We start from the raw sequence: 12,850 nt of genomic DNA on the forward strand, positions 1-12,850 counted from the left end.
CTTGATTGACCTAGCCTTCCGCCAGCGCTGCGAGGCGCGCATAGACGCCTTCGCCCTGAGCCGCCAACGCGTCATGCGTGCCCTGTTCGACCACACGGCCCTTGTCAAAAACCAGAATGCGATCCGCGTCCCGAATTGTGGACAGGCGGTGGGCGATGACGATGGCGGTCTTGCCTCGGGTCACCTCCGCCATCGCGTCCTGAACGTCGCGTTCGGTCTCGTTGTCGAGCGCGCTGGTGGCTTCATCAAAGATCAGGATCGGGGCGTCGGCCAGCACGGCCCGCGCAATGGCGATCCGTTGGCGTTCGCCGCCTGACAGCTTCACCCCGCGTTCGCCCACCAGCGTGTCATAGCCTTTGGGCAGCGTGATGATGAAGTCGTGGGCGCGGGCGCGCTTGGCGGCGTCCACGATCTGATCGTGTGTGGCGTCCGGGCAGGCATAGGCGATGTTCTCCGCGATGGAGCGGTGAAACAGGGCCGGGTCCTGGGGCACCAGCGCGATGGAGCGGCGCAGGCTCGACTGGGTGATTGTGCGCACATCCTGGCCATCGATGACGATGGCGCCATCCTCCACGTCGTACAGCCGTTGGACGAGCTTGACGAAGGTCGATTTGCCCGACCCGGTCGGGCCGACCAGCGCCACCCGCTCGCCCGCCGGAATGGTCAGGGAGAAGTCCTCGTAAAGCGGCGTGTCCTGTCCCTGATAGGTGAAGCGCACATCCTTGAAGACCACTTCGCCGCGTCCGGGTTTGAACGCGGGCGCACCGGGCAGATCGGCGATCTGGGCGTCGGTTCGGGCGAAGGCGGCCAGGTCCTGAATCTCGTCCAGACCGCGCTGGACGTTCTGAACTTCCTCGCCGAACCGGCGCATATAGCCCGCCATCATCAAGAAGGCGGTGATGCCGAACACCACATCACCGGCCGTCGCCTGACCTTGAGTCCACAGCTGCAGCAGCAAGCCCGCCAGGCCCGCCTGTAGCAAAACGACGGCGGTCATCTGGATCAGCCAGGCATTGGTGAAACGGTACCAGGTCTTTTTCGCCTGCGCCCGCCAGCCCCAGGCCAGGGTATGGAACCGTCGGTCCTCACGCGCTTCCGCACCAAAGCTTTTCACCGTCGCGACGCCGGAGATGACGTCCGCGATAGCGCCGCCCAGCTCTGAATCCTTGGCGTTGGAGATGACGTTCTGCGGGCGGATATAATAGGTGGAGACCAAGACCGTCAGCACGATGAAGGTGAAGGTCACCGCCAGTGCGTACACGCCAACGACGGGCCAGTGCAGCAGCATGTAGACGCCCAGCGCCACCATCACGCCGATGGACGGGATCATCGAGAACCACAAAGTGGCGGTGATGGTGTCATACGCCCACATGCCGCGGGTGATCTTGCGGACCACCGCGCCAGCGAAGGCGTTCGCATGCCAGTCCGCGCTGAAGCGCTGGACCTTGGCGAAGGCCTCGGACGTCATGTCGGCCATGTTGGCGCTGGAGAACGGGATCTCGCAGCGCACCATGATCTGCCGCGCGGCGTTCACCAGCACGGCGAGCCCCACAAACACGATCAGCGCGATCCAGTGGCTGTCGCCTGACGGGTCGGCATTGGCGCTGCTGATGGAATCAATCAGCTGACCCGCGGCCACGGGAATAAAGACGTCCGCCAAAGTGGCGAGCGCAGAAAAGCCCACCACCAGACTGAACAGCCACGGGCGGCGCGCCCATTGCCGCGCGACAAAGCGGAGTACGTCCAGGTTGGAGAGCACCCGCGCGCTGGGGGCGTTCTCGTCTTCAAAATCGTTGAAATCGGTCATCTCGGTCCTGCATACGTGCGGGGCGTCATCAACCGGACTTCGGCGACGGGCGACACGCACGATCTGTAAAGCTGCGGAAGAGGCGAGGGATTTAGCGCTCGGGCTTGGCGCGATACGCGCGAAGTCCTCGGTTGCTGCGACGCTCACCGCCCGGGTTTAACCAGGCCGCCGCGGCTATGAAGATCGTGGCACGGGTCCGAATACTCCTTCTGGACAGACAGGCTCTGTCAGGGTGCGGAGCCATAAAGCAAGCCCCGATCAGAGGCCAGCATGAACTGAAGCGAGCGTTGCGATTATGCGCCAGTGTGTCTGCACGAGCACAGCCGCCCGCTTGCGTCTTCACGCCTCACGGACTAGCTCAGAGCCGAAACAGACGGAGCACAGCCATGAGCGACATGACAGACGAGACCGAAACCGGAGCGGGCGAGTTTGAAGACCCCAAGGGCCGGGTTCTGATCATCGCCGGGTCTGACAGCTCTGGCGGCGCTGGCGTCCAGGCCGATATCAAGACGGTCACGGCGCTCGGCGGTTACGCCTCGACCGCGATCACTGCGGTGACGGTGCAAAACACCAAGGGCGTATCCGGCCTGCATGCCATTCCCGATGACGTGATCACGGCCCAGATGGGCGCTGTCTTGTCAGATATCGGTACGGACGCGATCAAGACCGGCATGCTCGCCTCGGTCGGCACGATTGAAGCGGTGGTCAAGGCGCTTGAGGATAACAGGACGGTCGGCCTGCCGCTGATCGTCGATCCGGTCATGGTGGCGAGCTCGGGCGATTCCCTCGTCAGTGAGGATACGGCCGAGGCGATCCGCACCCTTTTACTGCCGCGCGCCAGCCTGATCACGCCCAATGCGCCTGAAGCCGCTATTCTGGCGGGCGGAACCCTCGAAGACATGGATGATCAGCGCGCCGCCGCTGATGAATTGCTGGAGATGGGCGCAAGGGCGGTGCTGATCAAAGGCGGTCATCTTGAAGGATCGCAGATCATTGATCTGCTGGCGACCCGCAATGGCGTGCGCCTGTTCACACGCCCGCGCATTCATACGCGCCATACCCATGGCACGGGCTGTACGCTGGCGAGCGCGATCGCCGCCTTGATGGCGCAAGGGCAGGGCCTCGACCGGGCCGTCGAAATGGCGGGGGATTATCTGTATGAAGCGATCCGCCGCGCCCCCGGTTTTGGCGCAGGCCATGGCCCGGTCCAGCATGGCTGGACGGTCAACGCCTCAGAATTCGCTCACGCGCCCGTGCGGGGCGAATAGGGTATGGGTTTGCGCCGCGCCACATAGACGCCCAGCAAGATCACGCCCAGTGCGATCAGGGTGGTAAGCGTCATCTCTTCGCCGCGCAGCAGCCCGATGATCGCCGCCACCACCGGCACCATGTAATTGATCAGCGCGATAAAGGCCGCGCCCACTTTGCGCGCGATGGTCATGTAGACGATGGTGGCGAGCGCGGTCGGCAACAGGCCGAGCGCTATCACCGCCAGCACCGACGGCAGGCTGGGGCTGATCGGCGGCCCGGCGACAAGGTCATAGATCGCGACCGGCAGAGAGAGAATCGCCGCGCAGATCATCGAGCCCGCCGCGATCACGCTGGGCGGCGTCTCAGGTGCGGCCTGATACATCACGGCATTGGCCGCATAGCAAAGCGTCGCGATGAAAATCAGCAGCTGAGCGAGGAAATCCGCTTCCAGCATGCCCTTGAGCGCCGCCGGTCCCATCAAGATCACAATGCCGGAAAACCCGATCACAAAGCCCAAACCCTTTCGCGCGCTCAAGCGCTCGTCCGGCAGCAGGAAATGCGCGGCGGCGATCACCGTCAGCGGCATCATGCCCATCAGAATGCCGGCGATGCCCGAGGGCACGGTTTTCTGGCCGATGGCGATCAGGACGAAGGGCAGGGCGTTGCCTGCCAGACCCAGGCCCAGAAACCACAGCCAGCGCACATCGCGCAGCGGCGGGAACCGGCGGCGGCGATAAAACACCCATCCCGTCAGGACGGCGGCCGCCAGGGTCAGGCGCCCCAGCACCACGATGGAGGGCGGCAGAGTGTCGACGGCGACCGCGATGACGGCGAAGGCGCCACCCCATAAAAGCGCCAGCAGGCCAAGCGCGCTCCAGCCTTTCACCCCAGGCTCTTCGCGCGTCATCTCAAAATGTCTTTCAGCGCCCCGATCAGCCGGTCCACGTCATTGTCGGTGTTGTAGATGTGAGCGCTGATCCGCAAACGCGGGCCACGCTGGGAGGCGTGGACGCCTTTCTCGCGCAGCTGGAAGGCGATGTCGGCCGGCGCGTGGGCCGGTAAGCTCAGCGACAGATAGTGCGGCGCCTGCTCTGGTATGTCCGCGTGCAGCTCAAGCGGCGCAACCTCCGCCTTGATACTGGCGCTGGTCGCCGCGCACTGGCGTGCGATCTCGGAGACGCCCAGTCCATTGATCAGTCTAAGGCTTTCAAGCGCGGCGGGCAGCAATTGATGATTGGCGCGCTCACCCATATCAAACCGCCGCGCGCCCGCGTCATAGGTGTCGCGATAATCGGTCAGTCGGCTGAAATCGCGGGCATCGCTGCGGTTGATCCAGTTTTGCTCAAGCGGAACACCGCCTTGGTGGCGCGGCGCTACATACAGATATCCCGTCGCATACGGGCTGAGCATCCATTTATAGGCGGCGGCGACCGCGAAATCGGGATCGACAGCTTTCACGTCGAACGCCATCACGCCCAGCGACTGGGTGAGGTCGAGCACCAAGGCCGCGCCCTGGGCTTTGGCGGCTTGGGATACCACGGCAAGGTCAATCCGGCCGCCATCAATCCAGTGCAGCGCCCCGCAAGCCACAAGACGCGTGCGCGGCGTGATCGTGGCGAGCAGCGCCTGGGTCCAGGTCCCGGTCTCCGTCCTCTTGGCGGTTTTAATAACCGCCCCGGTCTGCTGCGCCAGCGCCCGCCAGGTGTAGACGTTTGAGGGGAATTGCCCGTCCAGAATGACAATCTCATCACCCGATTGGAGATCAAGATTGCGCGCCGCTGTGGCAAGACCATAAGAGGCGGCGGGGACCAGGGCGATGTCATCGGCTGACGCGTTGAACAGCCGGGCGGCTTCGCCCCTGACGCTCTCGGGCCTGTCGAAGAACAGCGCGTTTGTGCTGTGTCGCCAGGGGCGCAGCTTGTCGCGGAAGGCAGTCTGTCCCGCCTCGGCTGCGCGGATCGGCAAGGGCCCGACCTGAGCCGCGTTGAAGTAAGCGGTGTCAGCGGGCAAATCGAACAAGGCGCGATAATCGGTCATGGCATTTGCGCTACGGCGTGTACGGAACATGGTCAAGTCAGGATTTTTCCTGGCCTTGTGCAATTGACCGCATGTGCAGCACGGCCTACCGGTGGAGCCCTGTCGATAACAACGCTGAGGTCATCGTGTCATGACGGTTCTCAAACCCACCAGCCGCCCCAATGATGCTCGCTTCTCTTGCGGGCCCACCAAGAAGCGTCCGGGTTGGGAACTCTCTGCACTCGCTGCGGCGCCCCTGGGCCGCACGCATCGTGGCGGCACTCCCAAGGCGCGCCTGGCGGAAGCGATTGAACGCACGGGCGCAATCCTGGAAATCCCGGATGACTACAAAGTGGTCATCACCCCGGCGTCTGACACGGGCGCGATGGAAGGCGCCATGTGGTCCATGCTGGGCGCGCGCGGCGTGGACGTGCTGGCCTGCGACGAGTTTGGCGGCCGCTGGCTCATTGATGCGCGCGATGAACTCAAGCCCGAAGGCCTGACCCTTCATCACGCGCCCTATGGCCAGGCGCCCGATTATTCCAAGGTCGATTTCAACAATGACGTGGTCTTCACCTGGAACGCCACGGCGGCGGGTGTGCGCGTCACCGATGGCGACTGGATCAAGGACGATCGCGAGGGCCTGACCATTTGCGACGCCACCTCGGCCGCCTTCGCCATGGACCTGCCCTGGGACAAGCTGGATGTGACCACGTTCAGCTGGCAAAAATGCATGGGCGGCGAAGCCCAGCACGGCATCGCCATTTTCAGCCCCCGCGCGCGCCAGCGGCTGCGCGAGTTTCGCCCCAGCTGGCCGGTGCCGCGTCTCCTGCAATTGTTTGAAGCGGGTGAGGAAACAGCGGCCATCTATGAAGGCTCCACCATCAACACGCCCTCGCTCTTGTGCACCGAAGATTATCTCGATGCGCTGAAATGGGCGGCGAAGGAGGGCGGCGTGTCAGCGCTGATCAACCGCACCCAGGCCAATTTTGACGCGCTGGCGGCCTGGGTCGAAAAAACCGACTGGATCGATTTCCTGGCCCGGGACCCCGCCACCCGCTCCACCACGTCTGTGACGCTGAAGTTTTCCGGCAATGAGCTGGAGGGCAAATCCGAGGCGGAGCGCTGGGCGGTGTCGCGCCGCATGGGCGTGCTCTTGGATCGCGAAGAAGCCGCATTTGACGTCATTCCCCACCCCAAGGCGCCCGCGGGCTTGCGCATCTGGTGCGGCCCGACGGTGGACGCCGATGATCTGGTGGCGCTCGGCCCCTGGCTCGATTGGGCGTATCACGAAGCGCTCGCGAACCCGGCCGATTAAACTTGCCCACACGGCTTTGCCAGCGCGCTGCTTGCCCAAGGGCTGAGAAGCGCGTAAGCCACCCCCGGTTTTTCCGCGATACGGAGTATTTGCGCCATGTCCAATGTTGTGGTTGTCGGCGCCCAGTGGGGCGATGAGGGCAAGGGCAAGATTGTCGACTGGCTGTCTCATCGCGCCGACGTGGTCGTGCGCTTTCAGGGCGGTCACAATGCCGGTCACACGCTGGTCGTGGACGGGGTGGTCTACAAGCTGTCTCTGATGCCGTCGGGTGTGGTGCAAAAAAAGCTCTCTCTTATCGGCAATGGCGTGGTGGTGGACCCCTGGGCCTTCATCTCCGAAATCGAGAAAGTGCGTGAGCAGGGCGTCGATATCAGCCCCAAACTCGTGCGCGTGGCGGAGACCGCCACCTTGATCCTGCCCGTTCATCGCGAGCTCGACGCCCTGCGTGAGAACCGCGATGACGGCATGAAGATCGGCACCACCCGGCGCGGCATCGGGCCGGCCTATGAAGACAAGGTGGGCCGCCGTTCGGTGCGGGTGATTGATCTGGCCGATGAAACCCAGTTGCGCCGCCGCGTCTCCGAGCTCTTGCATCATCATAACGCGCTGCGCCGCGGCATGGGCGTTAAAGAGGCGGATGAAGACGCGCTGGTCGCCGAGCTTCTGGATATCGCGCCGAAAATCCTGCCCTATGCGGATCCTGTCTGGCGCACGCTCGACCGGGCCATCGCCGACGACAAGAAAATCCTGTTTGAAGGCGCGCAAGGCGCGTTCCTGGATGTCGATCACGGCACCTACCCCTATGTGACCAGCTCGAACACGGTCGCCGGTCAGGCGTCCGCCGGATCAGGCGTGGGGCCGGGCAAGGTCGGCTATGTGCTGGGGATTGTGAAAGCCTACACGACGCGAGTCGGCGAAGGTCCGTTCCCCACCGAGCTGACCGACGAGATCGGCCAGAAGATCGGTGAACGCGGGCATGAGTTCGGCACGGTCACCTCTCGCCAGCGCCGCTGCGGTTGGTTTGACGCCGTGCTGGTGCGTCAAAGCTGCAAGATTAACGGCATCAATGGCGTGGCGCTGACCAAGCTGGATGTGCTGGACGGTTTTGACGAGCTCAAGGTCTGTATCGGCTACAAATTCAACGGCGAGATGTATGACCGTCTGCCGGCCGGAACAGGCGCCCAGGCGGGTGTCGAGCCGGTCTATGAGACCTTTGAAGGCTGGGACGGCTCCACCGCGGGGGCGCGCTCCTGGGCGGACCTGCCCGCGCAAGCCGTCAAATATGTGCGCCGCATCGAAGAGCTGATCGAGACGCCGGTGGCGCTCTTGTCCACCAGCCCTGAGCGTGACGACACCATTTTGATGCAGGATCCGTTCAAGTCCTGACAGGCCTTTTGAGGGCCGGAGTGATCTGAAAAGGGCGGTCCGTAAGGGCCGCCCTTTTGTCTGAAAGCTGCGCCAAATTTGGAACGCGAGCCCTGACTTGGCGTTGAGTCAGCACGAAGCCCGAAGACGCGCCCTGCGGCGCGGCCTCCCCCCGGATGATGCGGGCCGGATTCAGAACTCCCATGAAGGAGACTTGATCATGGACACCTTGAAAGACCTCTATATCGACCAGCTGCAAGACCTTTACAGCGCTGACAAGCAGGCCCTCTCCGTTTCCAAAGACCTGGCGAAAGCGGCGAAAAATGATGAGCTGAAATCCGCGCTGGAACGCAATGTCGTGGGGATCAGCAAAGGCATGGAGCAAATCAAGGGCCTGATCCAGGACCATGGCGCCGACCCGAAAGGCGAGCATTGCAAAGGCATGGAGGGTCTGGTGACCGAGGCGCGCGCCCATGCGCTGGACGCAGACATCAGCGATGACGATGTGCGAGACGCCTCCATCATTGCGCAAACCCAACGCATGACGCACTACGCGCTTGCCGGCTACGGCGTTGTCCGCGCCTTCGCTCAGCGGCAGGGCCTGAAAGCGGATATGGACGTCTTGCAAGAGTGCCTGGACGAGACCTATGGCGGCGATCGCGAATTGACCCGCATCGCAGAAACCGAGGTTAACGCAGCCGCGGCCTAAAGCGCCACGTGTCTGTTTCCAGCTCTAATGCAAGGAGAGTCCGATGGGACATCAAACCGCTGCTGCCTTGAACAATATTCTGCCGATTTTGATCGACAGCCGACGCGGCTATGAAATGGCGCTCAATCTGGTGGAGGACGACTATGTCCACAAAGCCAGATTCGCCAAGAAGCTGGCCGAGCGCCAGGCCATGATCCTTGAGTTTCAGGCCCATGTGCGACTGCAAGGTGAAGAGCCCAAGGATGAGGGCGGCCCGTTGGGCAGCCTGCACCGAATGCTCACCGGCATGAGCGCCAATTTCGGCAGCGAAGAGAAGACTGCGCTCAAGGCCATTGATGATGGCGAGGCTTTTCTGGTGCAGGCCTGTGAGACCGAGCTTGAGAAAGACGATGTCGACGATATCGGTCGCGGCTTGCTCAAACAGGCTTTGAGCTCAGCGAAAAGCGGAGAAGCGTACGCTGACGCAGAGGCCTGAACAGGCGCTGACATAAAATGCATCCAGTCTTTTGATTGGCGGCATCTATTCAAAAGCCGGCGGGCGCCCGCCGGCTTTTGTTGTGTGGGCCTGCGCGTCATGATGACGTGTATGGTTCAGTATCAGTCAGGATGCCTCATGACCCAGCCTCTCACTCCCAAGCGCCGGTCACTGGCCCGGTTTGAAGGTGCAGAGGCGGTCTTGAGTTATTACCCGTCCGGGCATGTCATGGCGGAGCATGCGCATGAGTGTGATCAACGCTCCATGATCCTGTCCGGCGGGCTCTTTGAAGAAACCCCCTCCCAAACCGCGCGTCCCACAGCCTCTCATATCGGGTTCAAGGCGGCCGGTCACAAACACGAAAATCGCTATGGTCCGAACGGCGCGCTCATCCTGGCGGTGAACGCCGAGCCGTGCGCCAGACCCAAGACGCCTTGGAGTTGGCGGGCGGCGGCAGGCGCGGCGGACGCGGCGCTTCTGGTGAGGCTTATGTTGGAAGCCGGTGCAGAGGATGACCAGGTGCTGATCGACCTGATGGGTGTGATGGGGGAGCAGGCTGACACCCCGCCTGGCTCTGCGCCGGCCTGGCTGATGCGCGTGCGTGAGGCGGTGCGAGACGACCCGTCCGATATCAATGTGCAGAGGCTGGCGGATGAAGCCGGGGTCCACCGGGTGCATTTGTCGCGAAGCTATGCCCGGTTTTATGGCGCGCCGATCAGTCTGGAGCGTCGCCGCTTGCGGCTGGGGCAGGCGGTCCGCAGCTTGCTGGAAGAGGATGCGAGCGTGGCGGTCGCCGCCCAGATCGGGGGTTTTTCCGACCAGCCGCATCTGGCGCGCACCTTGCGGTCTGAGATCGGACTGACCGCGACTGCGCTCAAGGCGGTGTTTGACTGAGTTCAAGCGGCGCCGGGTTACATGCGTACAAGACCGCATGTCTCTTCGGCGCTAGTTTTGGGTAAAGTGTGCGGCCTTTGATGGAGATTTATATGCGTTTTTCAAACCTTTTCGCTGGCGCGGCGTTGGCCCTTTTGTCGCCAACCCTGGTTGCGCAGGCGCAGACCCCTGAGGCCGCTGCGGCGCGGATGCAGGGCTTTCTGTCCGGGTTTGAGGATCTGGGGCCGGGCTACGCTGTGGTGGCCGTCACGGCGGATGACGTGTTGCTGCGCGAAGTTTGGGGCGAGCGCCGGGCCAGCACGGGCGCGCCGCTGACTGCGGACACGCCCATCTATATCGCCTCCCAGACCAAGGCCTATATGGGGCTGCTGGCTGCACAACTGGATGCCGACGGCGTCCTCAGCCTTGACGCGACGCTGGCCGATCACTGGCCGGGCGTGCGGTTTCCAGATGGCGTGAACCCGGCTGACTGGACGCTGCGCGATCTGATCAGCCATCAGGTTCCGGTGAGCGCGGATCTCATCGTGATCCTGGAGGCTTATGTCACACGCATTGACCCGGCGGATTATCCATTGCTGATCGAAGCGGTCATGACCGCACGCGAGCCCGGCTTTGATTATGACAATCTGGGCTACAATCTCTATGGCGCGATCCTGGAAACCGTGACGGGCCGCACCTGGCAGGATTGGCTGGACGAACGGGTCTTTGATCCGCTTGGCCTGGACCACACCAGCGCGCGCACCTCGGATTTCGATCTTGATGGGCAAAGCTGGAACCACATCTGGACCGGATCCGAGACGGGCTGGTTCGAAGTCCGCCCCAAGACCGACGCCCAGATGCAGTCTGCGGGCGGAATCACCACCTCGCCCAATGACATGATCGCCTGGTTGCAGATGAATTTGCGCGGCGAAGGACCGGCCGGTTCTGGCCTGACTGAGGCCGTTGTCAGCGAAGCCCACACCATCGCCGCAGAGGTCAGCCGCGAGGCGCGCAACGCCTATGAGCTGCCCTGTTATGGCTATGCGCTGGGCTGGAATGTGTGTGATTTCGAGGGCCATACCCTCTACGCCCATGGCGGCGGCTACACGGGCGCACGCACCATGATGGCGTTCTCACCGGATCTGGGCGTCGGCATCGGCGTGTTCTCCAACTCTGACAATATGACGGGCTGGCTGACCAGCCGGACCATGATCCAGTTTCTGCAATTCGTGATCGATCATCAGGACGCTGATCGCTGGATGCAGATCCGCCAGGAACAATACCCTCAGCGTGTGGAGCGCTTGCTCGCTCAGCGCAATGGAAGCCTGGAGCAGAACCGCGCCCATGCCGTGTTCGGTGATAGGAGCTGGACGCCCGAAGCCGCCGAGCTTGCTGCCTATGAAGGCGTCTATGGCAATGACGCCATGTATGCGCCGGTGACGATCTCGGTCGTGGACGGACAGCTTCAGGCCGCCTGGGGGGATTACCGGTTTACGGGTGCGCCAGCTCAAGCCGATGTCTTCGGGCTGCAGCAACATCCTCTGGATGAGGTGCTGCCCTTGCGATTTGAACGCGATGAAGCGGGGGGCATTGTGGCGTTGACCTATGAAAAGGCGCGTTTCCAGCGGCAATGAGCCGGAATGCTTTATAACTCGCCGCGCCTCAGCCTTGCTCCTCTCCCCCGGCGGGGACTAGCCTTCGCCGTCCTATAAAAAAGGGGAGAGGGCGATGAAGGCATGGCTTGCAGGCGCTGCGGCGCTGGCGCTGACGGGATGCGTCAGCGTCGCGTATTCCGAGGGGGCGGGCTCTGCGGCCGCTTCAAGCGCAGGTTCGGACAGCGCTCTGCGCGGCGCAGATGCGCTTGGGGAGACAGATCGCGCGCTCCATGACCGTGTGCTGACCCTGGACACCCATGTGGACATAGGTCAGGGCTACGCCACAGCGGCGCTGGATCCGGGCGGCTTCACCCGCGCTCAGGTCGATTTGCCGAAAATGCGCGATGGCGGTCTCGATGCCGCGTTTTTCATCGTCTATGTGGGTCAGGGCCTGATCAGCCCGATCGGCTATGAAGACGCCGCGGCAATCGCGGACGACAAATACCAGGCCATCATGCGGATGATCCGGGGCTATGGCGATCAGATCGCCCTCGCCACCACCGCCGACGAGGTCGAGGCCATTCATGCGTCGGGCCGGCTGGTCGCGCTGATCGGCATGGAGAACTCCTGGCCGCTGGGCGAGGACCTGTCGAATGTCGGCATGTGGGCGGAGCGCGGCGTGCGCTATGTCTCCATCACCCATTTCGGCAACAACCAGTTTGGCGGCAGCTCCAACCCCAATCTGGCGCAAGGCGACCCCAGCGAGGATCCAGGACTGACCGAGCTGGGCCGCGGCCTGGTGCGTGAACTCAATGATCACGGCGTGATGGTGGATGTGTCTCATGTGGGCAAGCGCACCATGCTCGAAGCGATCGCGCTGAGCCGCGCGCCTGTCATGGCCAGCCATTCTGGCGCCCGGGCCGTCTATGACCATCCGCGCAATCTGGATGATGAACAGCTGCGCGCCATTCGTGATAATGGCGGCGTGGCCCAAATGGTGGCGTTCCGCCGCTATATTGGCGAAGTCGATCCGGATCTGGCTGAAGCCGAACGCGTTCTGGCGCAAGAGTTTGGCTTCACCAGCCGTCAGGAGTACGCGGCGGCGACCGACCGGCAACGCGACGCTTATCAGGCGCGCTTACGGGAATTGCGGGCGTCCATGAATGACATCACGATCTCTACTCTGGCTGATCATATCGATCATGCGGTTCAGGTGGCCGGGATCGATCATGTGGGCATAGCGTCAGACTTTGACGGCGGCGGCGGCGTCGGCGGCTGGGATGACGCCAGCACCACCCCGGCGGTCACCGCCGAGCTGATCCGCCGCGGGTATTCTGAAAGCGACATCGCCAAGATCTGGGGCGGCAATCTGCTGCGGGTGATGCGGGCGGTTGAGGCGGCGGCGCGCTAAGTAACTCGATGACATAGCGAAAACGAAAGC

11 protein-coding genes are annotated in these 12,850 nt (G+C 63.0%); 8 read left to right on the forward strand and 3 right to left on the reverse strand.

From position 1 onward, the window contains the following. Positions 1–10 precede the first annotated feature (10 nt). Positions 11–1,807 (reverse strand): ABC transporter ATP-binding protein, encoded by a 1,797-nt coding sequence (locus ACP154_RS07605; protein ID WP_421860274.1) that lies wholly within the window; start codon positions 1,805–1,807, stop codon positions 11–13. Between the two features lie 395 nt (positions 1,808–2,202). Between ACP154_RS07605 and thiD the strand changes: the two genes are divergently transcribed. Continuing rightward, positions 2,203–3,075 (forward strand): bifunctional hydroxymethylpyrimidine kinase/phosphomethylpyrimidine kinase, encoded by an 873-nt coding sequence (thiD, locus tag ACP154_RS07610; RefSeq protein ID WP_421861378.1) that lies wholly within the window; start codon positions 2,203–2,205, stop codon positions 3,073–3,075. Here thiD and ACP154_RS07615 read toward each other — a convergent pair. Together ACP154_RS07615 and ACP154_RS07620 are read right to left on the reverse strand one after the other, a co-directional pair. Continuing rightward, complete coding sequence (locus ACP154_RS07615) at positions 3,051–3,965, reverse strand: DMT family transporter (RefSeq protein WP_421860270.1); 915 nt, start codon at positions 3,963–3,965, stop codon at positions 3,051–3,053. The two genes, thiD and ACP154_RS07615, sit on opposite strands and share 25 nt — an antisense overlap. Beyond that, entirely contained in the window at positions 3,962–5,095 is a 1,134-nt protein-coding gene (locus ACP154_RS07620; RefSeq protein WP_421860268.1) for an aminotransferase class V-fold PLP-dependent enzyme, read from the reverse strand. Before ACP154_RS07620 ends, ACP154_RS07615 begins: the two co-directional genes overlap by 4 nt. A gap of 130 nt (positions 5,096–5,225) precedes the next feature. Here ACP154_RS07620 and ACP154_RS07625 point away from each other — a divergent pair, with 130 nt between their 5' ends. The 7 genes from ACP154_RS07625 to ACP154_RS07655 all read left to right on the forward strand — a co-directional run bounded on the left by ACP154_RS07625 (position 5,226) and on the right by ACP154_RS07655 (position 12,820). Next, positions 5,226–6,392: a phosphoserine transaminase gene (locus ACP154_RS07625; RefSeq protein WP_421860265.1), complete on the forward strand. Its 1,167-nt coding sequence runs from the start codon at positions 5,226–5,228 to the stop codon at positions 6,390–6,392. A gap of 96 nt (positions 6,393–6,488) precedes the next feature. Beyond that, positions 6,489–7,778, forward strand: a complete 1,290-nt coding sequence (locus tag ACP154_RS07630; protein ID WP_421860262.1) for an adenylosuccinate synthase — start codon at positions 6,489–6,491, stop codon at positions 7,776–7,778. A gap of 199 nt (positions 7,779–7,977) precedes the next feature. Continuing rightward, on the forward strand, positions 7,978–8,466 hold the full coding sequence (locus ACP154_RS07635) for a DUF892 family protein (RefSeq protein ID WP_421860260.1): 489 nt from the start codon (positions 7,978–7,980) through the stop codon (positions 8,464–8,466). A gap of 43 nt (positions 8,467–8,509) precedes the next feature. Then, entirely contained in the window at positions 8,510–8,941 is a 432-nt protein-coding gene (locus tag ACP154_RS07640) for a PA2169 family four-helix-bundle protein (protein WP_421860258.1), read from the forward strand. 138 nt (positions 8,942–9,079) lie between these two features. Then, entirely contained in the window at positions 9,080–9,835 is a 756-nt protein-coding gene (locus ACP154_RS07645; protein ID WP_421860255.1) for a helix-turn-helix domain-containing protein, read from the forward strand. A gap of 92 nt (positions 9,836–9,927) precedes the next feature. Further along, the gene (locus tag ACP154_RS07650) at positions 9,928–11,448 is read left to right on the forward strand and encodes a serine hydrolase (protein WP_421860253.1); all 1,521 of its coding nucleotides are present in this window, start codon (positions 9,928–9,930) and stop codon (positions 11,446–11,448) included. Positions 11,449–11,542: 94 nt separating this feature from the next. Then, the gene (locus ACP154_RS07655) at positions 11,543–12,820 is read left to right on the forward strand and encodes a dipeptidase (protein ID WP_421860250.1); all 1,278 of its coding nucleotides are present in this window, start codon (positions 11,543–11,545) and stop codon (positions 12,818–12,820) included. Positions 12,821–12,850 lie beyond the last annotated feature (30 nt).

The sequence above is a fragment of the Oceanicaulis sp. genome (genome assembly GCF_965249665.1).
GTDB lineage: Bacteria > Pseudomonadota > Alphaproteobacteria > Caulobacterales > Maricaulaceae > Oceanicaulis.

Excerpts from the sequence above, each read along its gene's own strand:
- ACP154_RS07625 (WP_421860265.1), top strand. The coding sequence starts at position 5,226 with ATGACGGTTCTCAAACCCACCAGCCGCCCCAATGATGCTCGCTTCTCT.
- ACP154_RS07615 (WP_421860270.1), bottom strand. The coding sequence starts at position 3,965 with ATGACGCGCGAAGAGCCTGGGGTGAAAGGCTGGAGCGCGCTTGGCCTG.
- ACP154_RS07605 (WP_421860274.1), bottom strand. The coding sequence starts at position 1,807 with ATGACCGATTTCAACGATTTTGAAGACGAGAACGCCCCCAGCGCGCGG.
- ACP154_RS07650 (WP_421860253.1), top strand. The coding sequence starts at position 9,928 with ATGCGTTTTTCAAACCTTTTCGCTGGCGCGGCGTTGGCCCTTTTGTCG.
- ACP154_RS07630 (WP_421860262.1), top strand. The coding sequence starts at position 6,489 with ATGTCCAATGTTGTGGTTGTCGGCGCCCAGTGGGGCGATGAGGGCAAG.
- ACP154_RS07655 (WP_421860250.1), top strand. The coding sequence starts at position 11,543 with ATGAAGGCATGGCTTGCAGGCGCTGCGGCGCTGGCGCTGACGGGATGC.
- ACP154_RS07640 (WP_421860258.1), top strand. The coding sequence starts at position 8,510 with ATGGGACATCAAACCGCTGCTGCCTTGAACAATATTCTGCCGATTTTG.
- ACP154_RS07620 (WP_421860268.1), bottom strand. The coding sequence starts at position 5,095 with ATGACCGATTATCGCGCCTTGTTCGATTTGCCCGCTGACACCGCTTAC.
- thiD (WP_421861378.1), top strand. The coding sequence starts at position 2,203 with ATGACAGACGAGACCGAAACCGGAGCGGGCGAGTTTGAAGACCCCAAG.
- ACP154_RS07645 (WP_421860255.1), top strand. The coding sequence starts at position 9,080 with ATGACCCAGCCTCTCACTCCCAAGCGCCGGTCACTGGCCCGGTTTGAA.
- ACP154_RS07635 (WP_421860260.1), top strand. The coding sequence starts at position 7,978 with ATGGACACCTTGAAAGACCTCTATATCGACCAGCTGCAAGACCTTTAC.